This is a genomic window from Brevefilum fermentans (genome assembly GCF_900184705.1).
In the GTDB taxonomy this organism is placed as follows: domain Bacteria; phylum Chloroflexota; class Anaerolineae; order Anaerolineales; family Anaerolineaceae; genus Brevifilum; species Brevifilum fermentans.
This window is the reverse complement of the sequence record NZ_LT859958.1, coordinates 1,833,517-1,849,015: the sequence shown is the minus strand read 5'-3', so window position 1 is coordinate 1,849,015 and position 15,499 is coordinate 1,833,517. Positions and strand designations below refer to the sequence as shown.

The following is a 15,499-nucleotide window of genomic DNA, read 5'->3' as shown; positions in this document are numbered from 1 at the left end:
GGGCGAAGATGTCGCAGATTTTTGTTGCTGGGTTGATCAATATCGAAACGACAGTGGCGATCGACGGCTTCCCGCTGGAATATTTTCCGGTGCGTTATCCCTTCAATGGATTGCACAGTGCGGTGTCGGGCGTGGGCTGGAATATCGCCCGCGCGTTGACCGCGCTGGGGAACCGTGTGGATTTCGCCTCGCTGGTTGGAACCGATGAAAACGGGGCCATGGCGCGGCGTACAGTGGCGCGCGCCGGGGTTGACGACGCTCTGGTGTTGTGCACGCTGGAGAAGACCGCCCAATCGGTGATCTTATATGACCCTGACGGGCGCCGACAGATCCACGTGGACCTGAAGGACATCCAGGAGCGAGAATATCCGCTGGGTCTGGCTGAGGCTGCGCTGGGCGCCTGCGACCTGGCGGTGATCTGCAATATCAACTTTGTCCGCCCTCTGCTTCAAGCAGTCCGAGCAACAGGCAAGCCAATTGCCACGGATGTGCACGCGCTGGCAGACCTGGAGGACGCCTACAACCAGGAGTTTTTAGCTGCGGCAACGATTCTATTTTTAAGCGATGAACGCCTGCCGGGGACGCCTGAGGTCGTGATCAAGGAGCTCCTGCAGCGCTACCCGGCGGAGATCATCGTGATCGGGCTGGGAAATAAGGGTGCCCTGCTGGGAGTGCGGAAAAATGGTTTCATCGGGCGCTACCCGGCTGTGCACACCCGTGCAGTCGTCAACACCATCGGTGCAGGGGACGCGCTGTTCGCAGCCTTTATCGACCGCTACCTGCGTACTGGCGACCCCTACGGGGCGCTGGAGGCAGCGCAGGTGTTTGCTTCATACAAAATTGGGGAAAAGGGTGCAGCGGAAGGGTTTTTGAGCGGGACTGAACTGGACAGTTGGATCGCAAAGGGCAAAGGAGCGGCATGATGCAGACGATGAAAGGTTTGTGGCTGGAAGACCTGAGAATCACTTACCGGACGGACCTTCCCATCCCAAAACCCCGGGCAGGTGAAGCCTTAATCAGAACCCGGCTGGCGGGGATCTGCGCTACAGATTTAGAGATGACCCGCGGCTATTACCCCTTCACCGGCGTGCCCGGACATGAATTTGTGGGGGACGTCGTTGAAGCTCCGGGGTTTGAAGGTTGGATCGGTCAGCGGGTGGTGGGCGAGATCAACCTGATCTGCGGTCAGTGTGAAGCCTGCCGGGCAGGGCGCAAAACCCACTGCACCAACCGCCGTGCGCTGGGTATTCAGGGGGTGGACGGCGTGCTGGCAGAATACTTCACCCTGCCGCTGGCGAACCTGCACCCCGTCCCTGGTGAGATCACCGATGAGGCGGCGGTCTTCACCGAGCCGCTGGCTGCGGCGCTGGAGATCTTGCAGCAGGTGCACATTCAGCCGGAGATGAAAGTTCTGGTTGTTGGTGCCGGCAGGCTGGGACTGCTGATTGCGCAGGTGCTCAAGCTGATCGGCTGTGACCTGGCGGTGGTCGTGCGGCGCGAGGCGCAGACCCAACTGCTGTCGCGCTGGGGTATCCCCGCGGTGGATGAACGCACACTGGCAAAAGGCGCGGCGGACCTGGTGGTGGAGGCGACGGGTTCACCGGCGGGGTTTGCGTTGGCGCGTGAAGCGCTGCGCCCGGCGGGCACGCTGGTGCTGAAAAGCACCTTTGCCGGAGACGTGAGCCTTAACCTTTCAGCATTGGTGGTGGATGAAATCAGGCTGGTGGGCAGCCGCTGTGGGCCGTTTGCGCCGGCGCTGCGTCTGCTGGCGGCAGGATTGATCGATACGCAATCATTGGTGAGTGAGCACTTTACGCTGGCACAAGGCGTGGAAGCGTTTGAAAGGGCCGCAAAGCGCGGGGTGCTGAAGGTACTGGTGGCCGGGGAGTGAGGGGGAAAGGCTGCCATAGAGCACCCCGAAATTAAGCTGAGGCTCTCAAAAAATTGAGAGCCTGCGTTGCTTAAATTTTTTGTTCTTAAGAAAGACAAATTAACAAATCTTTCACAAATTCTGGAACTCAAGCTTCAGCTAATTTCCAATTTCCAATCTTGATTATCTTCTCAGGACGAAATGGACGAAGAATCTTTAAGAACGGCTCGACGTTGATTCTTCAAGTTTCCGAGGAATCTGCCTAAATTGGCACTTTTTGAGTTTTTTTGTCCATTTACTTTTCAAACTTAACATTTAAATTTCTATTTTTACATGAGGAATACTTTTTATCACTTGACAGAAAATTAATATGTATGTAATATTGTCATAGATCAGTATGCAGCACGTTATTCGATGTTATTTTATTCGTGAAACGTGGTTTTTTTGAAGCCTATGCCATGAAATTTAAATAAGAATAAACCAATAAAGACAGGTTATTCTACAGGCGGATGGGTTTGATGCATATAACAAAACGGAGGGTAAATGGAGTGATTTCAGCTGTTTTTGAGAATGTTTTGCCGCGGAAAAAAAATTCACCAGTTGGTTTTTCAGACTTCTGTGGTTAATGAGTGATTGGGGGAGATTTTTCTTAATCTATGGGTACCGGAGACCTTTGATGAATGGTGAACAAATTAACGAATATTGTTTTCACAAGCTTAAGGATAGAGGAGTAAAAACTTATGAAACGCCAAATGATTAAAAAACGGACTCACACCAGCGCCAGGCTTTTTCAGGCAGTGTTTGCGTTTGTGTTCATATTTTCTCTGCTGGGGGTGCAGCCGGCCGCGCCGGTGATGGCAGAGCACTTAGAAGCCCCCAGTGCCCAGGGAGGTGCGCAGACCAAGGTCGCATTGATTACGGACTTTGGGGTGAATATCTCGGATTCATTAAAATCAAACGTTGCGGGATTAATCACTGCTTGGGCGCCAGATGCCGTGGTGACTGCTGGAGACAACTATCACGATCGGTCGCCCAGTTGTGGTTCTTACGCAGAGTGTGTTGCCGGTTACAATGGCCATACATCCGGTTATACCGATTTCGTCGGTCAAGAGAAATTCTTCCCAGCCTATGGCAACCATGATGCAATGCATGCCAGTGCATACACCACTTATTTCTCATATCTGCCTAGTAACCCCGACTCTAGCCATAGGTATTATGACGTTAAAGTTGGGAACATCCATTTCTGGTTTCTGAACGGGAATGAAAATCTAACTGCAACCGGAAACCCTCAGGCAGCCTGGTTGAGCGCTAATGCTCCTGATACAAGCGCTGCCTGGAACGTCGTGATCGTCCATCAACCGCCTTATGGCACCGGTACTTATGGAGATATTTCAAGCAGCCAGTTGCCATATCATGAATATGGTATTGATTTTGTCGTTGGTGGTCATAATCATCATTATGAGCGCTTGGAAAAAGAGGGTGTGGTTTATTATATCGCGGGATTTGCTGGGAACTGTGATCACCACAGTTGTGGAACGAGAACAACAACTGCTACAAGCAAATTTTGCTCTAATGAGGGCGGCTATATGCAGCTTATTGCCACTAACACCCAGATCGACATTAATTATATAAATCAAAGTGGCACTCAATTAGATACCTTCACTAAAACCCGCGAAGCCCCGTCGGCTTACGCCTGGGAAGCCTTCAACGACTGTGTAGAGGCAGGCCCATCCGGCACCACCAACCCGGATAACACAACCACGATTAAATGTTTCCAAAACGGGTCTGGAACGCTGAAAAACTTCGCTACAGGATCAAACTTGGACATATCAGCTACGGTCGCAACCAGCGGATCGGTCGATTCCCAGACAAGCAGCACATTGTGGGGCGAGTTGCCAAATCAGGGTACCGACGCAGCCAATCTTTTTAATGGCAAAGCCAGTATTTATGGCGGTGTGCGGTTGTACAGTAATAAGCAATCTAAAGTTGATTTAACAATTTCAGGGCTTGACCCGGAGAAAACCTACACCTTCGCCACCACAGCCAATCGCGGTGTAGAAGATAATGCCAACCGCAAGACTGGCTTCACCCTTTCAGATGTTGAGTCGGCAGTTAATAGAAGCAGTTCCGGCACAGAAATTGATGGGTTATATACAAAATTCTCAACAGGTTACAACACCGTTAATGGCTATGTTGCCCGCTGGGAGAATATCAGTCCCGGTTCGGATGGCGATTTTGTGGTTACCTTTACTAACCAGAGCGATGGCACTGAAACCACCTCCTATGGTCCAGCGGTATTCTATCTGGCGGAGGAAATCGGTGATGCTGAAACCTACACGCTGACCGTCACCGACGACGGCAACGGCAGCGTTGAACTTTCGCCCCCGGGCGGTGTATATTATAAGAACCAGACCGTTACCTTAACGCCAAAACCGAACCCGGGTTTTGCCTTCAGCCACTGGAGCGGGGATGATGCCGGTGACATCGTTTATTCCGCCGGAAAATATACCATCGTCATGGATGACGACAAATCCGTCAAGGCGAATTTTGAGGTATCGCTATGTACAACGGTTAGCCTCGTTACCACAGGAGATACCTACCTCAGGCAGGGTTATCCGAAACGAAATTACGGCGGTACAACAACGATCTCCATGAGCGATCATACCAGCACTGCCCAGGGCGCTTTGTTCAAATGGGACCTGAGCGAAATTTCAACGGATGTTATTGTCGAGAGTGCCAGCCTTTCCTTTTATGTAACCGATGCATCAAAAACCGCCTTTAATCTTTATAACCTCAAACGGGAATGGGTGGAGGGTACATCAAATGATGCAGAGAGTACAACGAGCGCTAATTGGAATACCTATGATGGGAAAAACAATTGGGGTACTGGCGGTGCTGCCAACACAACTAGTGACCGTGATGAAATCAACCTTTGGGATGCTACAGGCGGTACAGGCGGCACTTTCAGCCAATCCGGCGACGTGACCATTCCTTTAAATGCAGAAGGTATCGCCGTTGTTCAGGGTTGGGTAGACAAAAGTCTCTCAAATTATGGGTTCACTGTTCAAAATTACACGACCACCGCAAAAGATTACTGGATTGTGGCTTCGAAGGAAAACACATCCAGTTACACCAAACCCACCCTCAACATCACCTATTGTATGCCCTCAACCGACCCAACCATTATCACCTCGGTCAGTGCGCTGGAACCTTTCCACACTCAACCGGGAATTCCGTCTGAAGCGCAAACATACACGGTTGCGGGCGTCAATCTGGAAAACAAACTGATCATTACCGCACCGGAAGGTTTTGTGCTCTCAATCGATGGCACAACTTACAATTCTGAATTAGAACTTACACCTTCCGGAGAAGGTGCCATCAATGAAACTGTTTATGTCCGCCTGACGGGGGCCAACGAAGGCGTATTTAGCGGAAATATCACGCATACCAGCATCGGTGCAGCCCAAAAGGATGTGGCTGTCAGCGGAAGCATCTCATCGGAAATTTGTGTTACCTCACGAATCAGTCTCAAAAGTGATGACGTGGAAGAACGGATGAACACAGGGTCAACGAACGGTGATGTTGATCTGGATGGAGATACGAGCACTAAAGCCCTGCAAATGTACCGTGCTTATGGTGGCTCAACTACAGATTTAAACTGGTGGGGGTTGCGCTTCCAGAATGTGGATGTGCCCGAAGGAGCGACGATTACCAGTGCAGATATCACCTTCAGGGCGATCGCGAATAGTGGAGCTACTGCTTCTGGTATGACGCTGTGGGGACAGGCCGATGATAATCCGGCTACATTCACAACAGCTAAATACAACGTCTCAAGCAGGGCTAAGACAACTGCTTCAGTGGCGTGGAGCGTGCCGCAATGGACCAATGGAGAGGATTATGTCACCCCGGATTTAGCGGATGTTATCCAGGAAATTGTCGATCGGCCCGGGTGGGCAGCCAAAAACGCCATTGCAATTCTTGGGCAGACGACGGTATCACAAAATCGGAGCGCAACCTCTTTCGACAGCAGCAATGGTGCTACTTTAGCGCCTCAATTAGAGGTCTGCTATACTATGGTTGACCCACGCAATATCAACAAAGCGGTTGATAAAGATGAGGCGGGAATCGGTGAGACTCTCACTTACACGATCAGTGATATCAGCTATGCAAAAAATGACCTGCTGACAAACGTCACCGTGACCGATGCTATCCCCGATGGTACCAACTATGTGACCGATAGCGCCAGCCCGGCTGCCACGCTGGGAAGCGGCGTGCTGACCTGGAGCCTGGGCAGCAATACCGCCGGCGTGCCGGGTGAGGTAATTGAAGGCAGCGGGCAATCAGGTGTCATTGTAGAGGGTGCTCCTACCACAGCTGCCACAACAACCAATTCAACTTCTCTCACGTTCAACCATGCCACTGGCCCCGGAAGTAACCGGCTACTGGTTGTCGGTATCGCATCATCTGGAAACACTGCTGTTTCTTCGGTGAAATTTGATGGGGTTAGTTTAACATCAGCGGGAACCAATGTCTACTCCACCGTCCGACGTGGGTCGGTTTATTACTTGATCGATCCGCCGGCATCAAAAACCGCTCAGGTTGAAATTACCATGGCAGGCTCCGTTGGTATTTCTGCCGGTGCGATCAACTTTGCAAACGTTGAGGATGTGAAAACTGCCGCCACACAGAATGCATGGGAGGAAGATCCCTCAATCACAGTTACTACCGATCCTGACGACCTTGTCCTCGGTTTCCTGTCTCTTGGAAATTACGATGTAACCGATGATCAGGCACAAACACGTTATTGGCTTAAAGATACGGCCGGAGGAACCTTCATTAGAGGGGTGGGCAGCATAAAATTGGCAACCAGCACCTCAACAACGCTAAAATGGACCGCTGCGAAAACAGCTTATGCAACCATTGCGTTGCCAATCGAACCAGCCGCTGGCGGGAGCACCCGTACCACCACGCTGAAGGCAGCCAACAGCCTCGTCAGCGCGGGGGATACGGTCACGGTTGAGGCGGTCTTCACCAATACCCAGGCGGATACAGCGGTTGCTGCCGGTACACTGAAGTACGTCTTAACCGGCGATATTTTACCTGAAAAGGTAGCTTGTACACCGGTTGGTGCGACATCCGGAAACATCTCAGCAGGCGGTGCGCTGACGGTGACGTATGAATGTACGGTTGATACCGACAAGATCGGCAGCATCGCCTTTAAACTGGATGCTAAAAGTGAGGATAATCAATATCCTGAAGGCTTATCCAATTCGGTGCTGATCGTTCCTGAGCTGAGCTTCCAGGTGACCGTCGATGCATCGGCGGAGGATGAAATTGAAAACATCGCCTATTTAAACTCAACCAATTTTGAGCCTTTTGCCAGTGAACCGGCCGTCACAGCGGTAACCGAAGCGGAAAACACTCCCATTACGAGCGCTGCGCTCACTATTACAGCGCCCGAGGCGGGTGCTACGCCGGCAGGCACAGCAACACTGGTCACAGATCCTGATGAAGCAGCAAGCGTAAAATCAGTCAGCTGGGATCCAAGCGACATCCCATTTGGCTACGATATGGCTTATACCGTTACCGTGGTACTCGAGGTGAAAGCAGGTTTTGAATTTACTGGGGCAACAACAGCCAAAGTCAACGATGAAGCCGCAACCATCGCAAGTTGGTCAGCCGGTACCCTGACGGCAACCTACACGTTCCCGAAGACCGCAGCAGAAATGCACACCGTGACCTTTGATGCCAATGGTGGCTCGGGTACGATGGAAGCACAAGAGGCTAACATCCCCACCGCGTTGAAAAAGAACGCCTTCGAACGGACGGGCTACACCTTTGCTGGCTGGAACACCAAGGCTGATGGCACAGGCACAGCTTATGCCGACGAGGCGACCTATGACTTCACAGCTGACCTCACCCTGTATGCTCAGTGGACTGCCAATGCCTACACCCTGGCGATTAATATCAGCGGCAATGGCTCGGTGACAAAGGATCCGGACAAGGAGACTTACAGCTACGGAGATGAAGTTGAACTGACCGCCATCCCGGACGACGGTTATTCATTCTTGGGCTGGGGAGGAGATCTGGACGGTGATACAAACCCGGTGACATTGACCATGGATGAAAACAAGGTTGTTGAAGCCTCGTTCAGCAGCGAAACGGCGCCGCCTTTGCCCTCCAACTTTTATGGCAAAATCCTTTATGTCGAGGGTGATGGCGTACCGGAGGTCGATGATCTGGTTCAAGCCTACCTTGATAATATGGATGAGCCGATTTGTTCGACAAAAATCACCACTGACGCCAGCCAATTGGTTTATGCCATCAATGTTAAGGCTTACCCCAATGGAACCCTTCCTACCAAGGTCACCTTTAAGATCGACGGCCGAGTGGTCGCGATTGCTAATTGGAACACTGGCACGAGTGTACTGCTCGATTTCCATCCACCAAAAGCAGATACGGGTGGACCCTACGTGGCGCTGCTGGATGATGAATCCATCGACCTGCTTGGCAGTGTGACGGACAGAGGAAATGATGTAGAGTCCTATGTCTGGGCGCTGGACGGCGACGGCGTTTTTGACGACGCACCAGGCAATTTGCAACCCACCTTTGCCTTTGATGCCACGGGTGCTTACCCCATCAGCCTGATGAGTGTGGACGAACAGGGCGGGCAGGGCTTTGGCGACAGCCTAGTATTTGTGATTACCGTGGACGGGCTGAGTCAGGTTTATGATGGCAGCCCTAAATCGGTAAGCGTTTCAGAACTGACCGGTTATGACATCGTAGTGCTTTACAACGGCAGCACAACCCCGCCCACGGATGCCGGCAGCTACCCGGTGACCATTCAGATCAAGAAAGATAACGTCACCCTGGCTACCTATGATGCAGGCAACATGGTGATTGGCAAGGCTTCCGCCCAGGTTACGCTCGGCAATTTGACCCATACCTACGACGGCACAGCCAAAGCAGCTACAGCTTCAACGGTTCCGGCAGGTCTGAAAGTGATCATGACCTACAACCCCGAGGATCCGGTCAACGCAGGCAGCTATGCGGTAACGGCGACCATTGATGAGGACAACTATGTGGGAACGACTTCAGGCACGCTGGTCATTGCTAAAGCAACAGCCACAATTACACTGGCAAATTTGACCCACACCTATGACGGCACCACTAAAGCAGCAACAGCCTCAACGGTTCCGGCAGGTTTGAAAGTGAACATGACCTACAACCCCGAGAACCCGGTCTATGCAGGCAGCTATGCGGTAACGGCGACCATTGATGAGGACAACTATGAGGGAACGACTTCAGGTACGCTGGTCATTGCTAAAGCAACAGCCACAATTACACTGGCAAACTTGACCCACACCTATGACGGCACCACTAAAGCAGCAACAGCCTCAACGGTTCCGGCAGGTTTGAAAGTGAACATGACTTACAACCCCGAGGACCCGGTCAATGCAGGTAGCTATGCGGTAACAGCGACCATTGATGATATCAACTATGAGGGAACGGCTTCAGGCACGCTAATAATTTCTAAAGCCACACCGACCATCATCACAAATCCAACGGCCTCACCCATTACTGAAGGCCAGTCGCTGGCAGATAGCACGCTAAGCGGCGGTGTTGCCTCGGTGCCTGGCAGCTTTGCCTGGAAGGACGGAACGATTGTCCCCGCGCTGGCCGATAGCGGAACAACCCTTTACAAGGTCGTCTTCACGCCGACAGATACCGACAATTACAACACCGTTGAAATCGAGATCACCATCATTGTCAACCCGATATCGTTTACTCACGAAATTGACCTGGTAGCCGGCTGGAATTTGGTGTCCTTCAACATCCATCCAAGCAACACGAATATTGAAGCTGTGCTGGCGAGTATCGATGGAAAGTACACCCTGGTCTATGCCTGGGATGCCACCGGTGGTCACAGCGGATCCGGACACTGGATGCGTTACGCAGCTGGTGTTATTTATGGCAATTCGCTGGAGACGCTGGATGAAACCCAGGGCTTCTGGATCTTTATGACCGAAGCTGCCACACTGGAGGTGACCGGAACTGCACCTGACATGACGGAGATCTCGCTCAAAACAACGGTAGGCGGCTGGAACCTGGTGGGTTACCCCTCCAGCTTAAAGCCAACGCCACCCACATTGATGGGCGAGATTAACTACAAGCTGATCATGACCTATATCGCAAGTGACACAGCCGATCCATGGAAGCTGTACGACCCCGCAGCACCCGGTTATGCCAATGACCTGGTAGAAATGCTGCCCGGTTACGGCTACTGGATCTTTGTTAACGTAGCGGACATTCTGGAGGTGCCATTTAATTAAGAGAAACGAAAGAATCACAATCGTTGGGGGGCGCATTCAGTGCCCCCCAACATCCATAAACCAATTGCGATATCGATTGGAAAAGGACTGGAACTGAATTTATTTTTTGATTATTTTATTGTGGGCTTTATTGTTGATGTTTAATGCGATTACAAGCGATTAAACAGGTCGAATCGGTTTATCTATGAAATGAGAGGTGCAAATGAATGCAAAAAAAGGTAGTCAGTTTTTAAATTTATTTGTCGTGGTGTTGTTCCTGCTGGGAACAGCACTGAGTGGGTTTGTTCGGGTAATGGCAGAACCCGCGTCAGCGCCTGCTGAAGGCCTGGTAGAGTCGGCAGTAGCTCAAACGTCCACCACGGTCACCATACCGACGTCTGCGGATACGTACATGAGCACCAATGCCAAAACCGCAAATTACGGCAAGTCAGACCCCATACTGATGACCAGAGATTCAAATACGCGGGGCGCTTTGTTTAAATTTGAATTGGATGATATCCCTGAAGGTGCGAACATCACCGGGGCTAAACTGGTCATGTACATCACCGATAAGGATACCAAGTCAAAAAATACCCATGATCCCCTGTACCTGTACAATATGCGAAGGGATTGGGTGGAGGGAACGGGCACCGGTTCAGGAACAGCCAACGGCGCCACCTGGAACACTTATGATGGGACAACTTCGCACACATGGGGAACCGAGGGTGCTGCCAGCACAATGTTAGATCGCTATGATACCAACCTGTGGACGGCTGTCTGGAACACCTTCCAAACAACTGGTACGGTAGAAATCCCTTTGAATGAACAAGGCATCGCAGTTGTACAGGGTTGGTTGGACGGAACGCTTCCCAACTATGGCATCATCATGCAAAACTATTCACAACAAGCCAACTTTGATTTCAAATTCACTTCCAAAGAAGGCGCAAATCAAGGGGAAAATCGGCTTAAACTCGTTGTGACCTATGAGGAAGCGCCACCTGGACCGATGATCACCACTTCGGTGAGCAGTTTGCAGCCCTTTGCAAGCAAGCCAGGCACGCCCTCTGATCCCCAATCGTACACAGTCACCGGGGCAAACCTGACGGAAGAAATTGCAGTCAACGCACCCGAAGGGTTTGAACTGGCGGCAGCTGCTGGTGGGCCCTATGCTTCCAGTTTAAGCCTTCCGCTGACTGGAGGTACGGTCTATGTACGCCTGCACAGCGCAACACAGGGAAATTTTGGCGGGAATATCACCCACTCCAGCGCTGGTGCACAACAAAAGGACGTGGCAGTTGACGGTATGACAACCCAGCAGGTGTGTTATACCGATGTGGAATTTGTTGCCGTTGCCGATACTTACATCGGTGTCAAAGACACTTCCACAGATATGGAAAAGAATTATGGCGGTCAGGCGGATATGCGCATTTCTCGCACCACGTCGCCGAATGTAAGAAGACGCGGTGGGTTGCTCCGTTTTAAGTTGGACGGAGAGGGTGGAATCCCTGCTGGTGCGATCATCGAAAAAGCAAGCTTGTTCCTGTCGGTTAAAACGGTGGGAACGGCGAACAATCAAGCAGATCACCCTTTGTATATCTATGAAATGCTGCGCGCCTGGGTTGAAGGCACCGGCAGTGCCACTACACCGCCTGACGGTGCTACCTGGGAGACTTATCAGGGCTTCAGTAATTCCACTGAAAAAGAAGCTGTGAGATGGCAAACAAATGGGGCTGTTGGCGCCAATGATCGTGGCACCGTCAACCTGTGGACAGCAACATCTATAGCATTCAATTCTACAGGCAACACAACCACGCTCCTGAATGAGGCTGGAATCGCCGTTGTCCAGGGCTGGGTGAACGACCCTAACACTAACTTTGGGGTCACTTTGCAGAACTACCATGATAGCGCGAATTTTGATGTCACCTTCCATGCCAAAGAAGCGACCACCGCAGCAAACCGACCAAAATTGATTGTGGATTACTGTATCGGTGCCGGCAATGAAGCACCCAATCCGCCTGTTCTGGTGCGACCTGACGCCGGGGCAGTTAATGTGACCATTCCACCCACTCTGGAAGTGACTGTGTCCGACCCGGACGGAGATGCAATGAGTGTTTCCTTCTATGGACGGGCAGTCAATGGATCCGTTCCGGCGGAGGACTTTTTATTCATCGCAGTTCCGGATACGCAAAAACTGGCCAGACACAACCCAGATATCATGAAAAATCAGTTTCAATGGATTGCGAGCCGATACACCACGCCCGGCGCAGGGGAACCTGAACTGGTGTTTGTCACCAGCCTGGGCGATATTGTTGATCAAGCAAGCGCCGTTACAGAGTGGCAGGTCGCGGACGAATCTTACGGCTACCTGGATACCGCTGGTACGCCTTACAGCGTTGCCCCGGGCAACCATGATACCGGGACTTTGTATTCCACATATTTTGGGTCCTCACGTTTCACAGGCAAACCCTGGTATGGCGGGTATTACACTTCGGGAACTGATAATTACAATAACTATTCACTCTTCAGTGCCGGTGGGATGGACTTTATCCTGATCAACCTTCAATACAATCCAGGAGCCGGCGCGTTATCCTGGGCGGATGGGCTGCTGAAAACATACAGCGACCGAAGAGCAATCGTAGAGCAACACGATATCCTGCATTACGACAACAATTGGGTTAACCAAACAACTTACGATGCTCTCAAAGGGAATCCCAACCTGTTTCTGATGTTATGCGGCCATATGCACAGCGGTGATGATGGGTCTGCCTATCGCAGGGAAACCAGAACCGGAATGCAGGACGTCCACATCTTAATGACGAATTATCAGGATAGACCAACATGGGATTACCTCCGACTGCTCACCTTCAAGCCAGGAGATGACGAGATCTATGCCCAGGTCTTTTCGCCACACAGCCCGGGTGGATATCTGACAAGTGCAAGTAACTATGAACAATTCACCATGTCTTATGAAATGGATGGCAGCAGTGCATCATCCTTCAAATTGATCGGAACACAACAAAATGTTGCCAGCGGTGGGAATGCTTCCGTCATCTGGTCGGGGCTAAAAGAAGGTACCGAATACGAGTGGTATGTGGACATCACGGATGGTAGCAAGACGACCACCGGTCCAACCTGGAATTTTTCCACCTCCGGTGAAGAGCCACCAATAGAAATTAAATCTGTTGCTGTTGCTGGCATCGATGCGCCAGTCGCACTGGCTACTCCGGATACCACAGCAGATGTGCCAGTCGGCAGTAAGTACACTGCCGGTACGGTCACGTGGGACCCAGCGCATGCCAGCTTTGCTTACAGCACCATTTACACCGCCAGTGTCACCCTGACGGCTGCGCAGGGTTATTACTTCAGTGCATCGCCCTCAGGCACTGTGAATGGCAATCTGGCAACCAGCGTCGCACGGCATAGTGATACATCGTTAACAGTGAGTTACACGTTCCCAAGCACCTCAGCAGAACCCGGCGAAAGCACCGGCCAGATCACTTTTGGCATGGACATGCATCAAAGTACAAGTAATTTCTCTGCCTTCTTGACCTGTGTGAAGAATGATGGAGTAACACCTGACGTGGTCGCACAAGGGGGTGACTTCAACAACTATCAAACCTCCGGCACAGCTTATAACTCAAGTGTAATTGACCCGGTTGTCGAAGCTGTCTTCCCGGGCGTGGACAAAATTTACACCCAGGGCAACAACGATTCTTTCAGCCTGGTCGGCACGGGCAACTTTAAAGTAACCGGCGTGGTTTATGAAAAGGATGATTACATTATTTACGGGATCAACGAGTACGATTTCCCGCTCAGCAGCATCAGCAGCAACGGCGGCGGTACTGCTGTTAAAAACGCCGCCGCTGCCCAGACGATCAGCGACCTGCAAACCTTCCTGACCAGCAAGAAGGGCGCTGGTAAGGTGATCTTCATCCTGTCGCATGTACCGCTACACCAGGCACGTAATGACAACCCCTATGGTTACGCTATGGCTTCCATGCTCAATAACGTGATCGATGGTGATCTTGATGTCGTTTTTCTGTGGGGTCATAACCATACGCAGGATCCAACACAAAATTACAAAAACCGCAATGAACAAGTCACCTTTAATGATAATGGCACTGGAAGAACCCTAAATATCAAATTTATTTATGCGGCAGCAGGTTATGTCAACGGCAGCTCTACCAATTCAAACGTGATCGATTCGGGCACCGTCGCAACGGTCACCGACACAGAAATCATCCTGACGCGCTACCGCCGCAGCAACTGCAACAAGACTGAAACCCTTACCGCTACCCGGTATTCGTCCCCAACAATCAATGTGACCAAAGTGATAATCACCGGTATCGATACGCCAGTTGCTCTGGCTACCCCGGATATTACTGCCAATGTGGCTGCCACGCCGACTGCGGGCATCACCAGCCCAACCGCAGCGGTCACGTGGGACCCGGCTCATGCAAGCTTTGACTACAGCACTGTTTACACCGCCAGCCTCACTCTGACGGCTGCCCAGGGCTACGCCTTCACCAGCGCCACAAGCGCAACTGTGAACGGTGAACCAGCCACAAGCGTGACTTTAAATCAAAATGGAACCCTGACAGTGACCTACGAGTTTCCTGAGACCGAAGATGAACCCTCGAATACCCACGTCATTGATCTGAAAGCCGGTTGGAACCTGGTGTCTTTCAACCTGATTCCAGATGACGACAGTATTGAGGTCATCCTGGCGGACATTATTGACGATGTGCTCCTGGTCTATGCCTGGGATGCTACTAAATCGGATAGCTGGATGCGGTATGTGCCTCTTGCTGGTTTCGGAAACACACTGGCAAAACTCAACAACGAAATGGGCTTTTGGATCAACATGGCTAAAGATGAAACGTTGACCATCACAGGCACGCCGCCTACAGCCACAGACATCAAACTTTACAAAGGATGGAATCTGATCGGGTATCCCGCACGGAATGATGTTGCGATTCCGGGTGCACTGACTGCAATTGATGAGAAGTACGACCTGATCCTCGCCTACAAAGCGTTTGATACTGATGATCCATGGAAGCTGTATGACCCAAGCGCACCAGGCTATGCCAATGACCTCACGACAATGGCGCCTGGTTGGGGCTACTGGATCCATTTTACCGAGACAACAGCCTTTGACTGGTCAATCCCATTTTAGGCAGGCTGTTCTGTAACAATCGCGCCGGGGAGGGAGAGAAACCCCTCCCCGCCGGCAAAATCGCCAGGTTAACTCCTGGCACATAAAAGAGGTCTATTTTGAGAATTTGTAAATTATTTCTAACGATATTGGTGATTGTGT

General features: G+C 51.4%; 4 protein-coding genes. All 4 read left to right on the top strand.

What is annotated here, in order from left to right:
• Positions 1-8 precede the first annotated feature (8 nt).
• On the top strand, positions 9-923 hold the full coding sequence (locus tag CFX1CAM_RS08060) for a carbohydrate kinase family protein (RefSeq protein WP_087862530.1): 915 nt from the start codon (positions 9-11) through the stop codon (positions 921-923).
• Complete coding sequence (locus tag CFX1CAM_RS08055; protein ID WP_197687112.1) at positions 923-1,891, top strand: MDR/zinc-dependent alcohol dehydrogenase-like family protein; 969 nt, start codon at positions 923-925, stop codon at positions 1,889-1,891. The genes CFX1CAM_RS08060 and CFX1CAM_RS08055 overlap by 1 nt, the downstream gene beginning before the upstream one ends.
• Before the next feature lie 719 nt (positions 1,892-2,610).
• Complete coding sequence (locus tag CFX1CAM_RS08050) at positions 2,611-10,203, top strand: MBG domain-containing protein (protein ID WP_087862529.1); 7,593 nt, start codon at positions 2,611-2,613, stop codon at positions 10,201-10,203.
• Between the two features lie 202 nt (positions 10,204-10,405).
• Positions 10,406-15,358, top strand: coding sequence for a DNRLRE domain-containing protein (locus CFX1CAM_RS08045; protein ID WP_087862528.1), 4,953 nt, complete (start codon positions 10,406-10,408; stop codon positions 15,356-15,358).
• Positions 15,359-15,499: the final 141 nt, after the last annotated feature.

Bases quoted from the DNA above. Each gene is read 5' to 3' on its own strand.
- CFX1CAM_RS08050 (WP_087862529.1), top strand. From the start codon at position 2,611: ATGAAACGCCAAATGATTAAAAAACGGACTCACACCAGCGCCAGGCTT.
- CFX1CAM_RS08045 (WP_087862528.1), top strand. From the start codon at position 10,406: ATGAATGCAAAAAAAGGTAGTCAGTTTTTAAATTTATTTGTCGTGGTG.
- CFX1CAM_RS08055 (WP_197687112.1), top strand. From the start codon at position 923: ATGCAGACGATGAAAGGTTTGTGGCTGGAAGACCTGAGAATCACTTAC.
- CFX1CAM_RS08060 (WP_087862530.1), top strand. From the start codon at position 9: ATGTCGCAGATTTTTGTTGCTGGGTTGATCAATATCGAAACGACAGTG.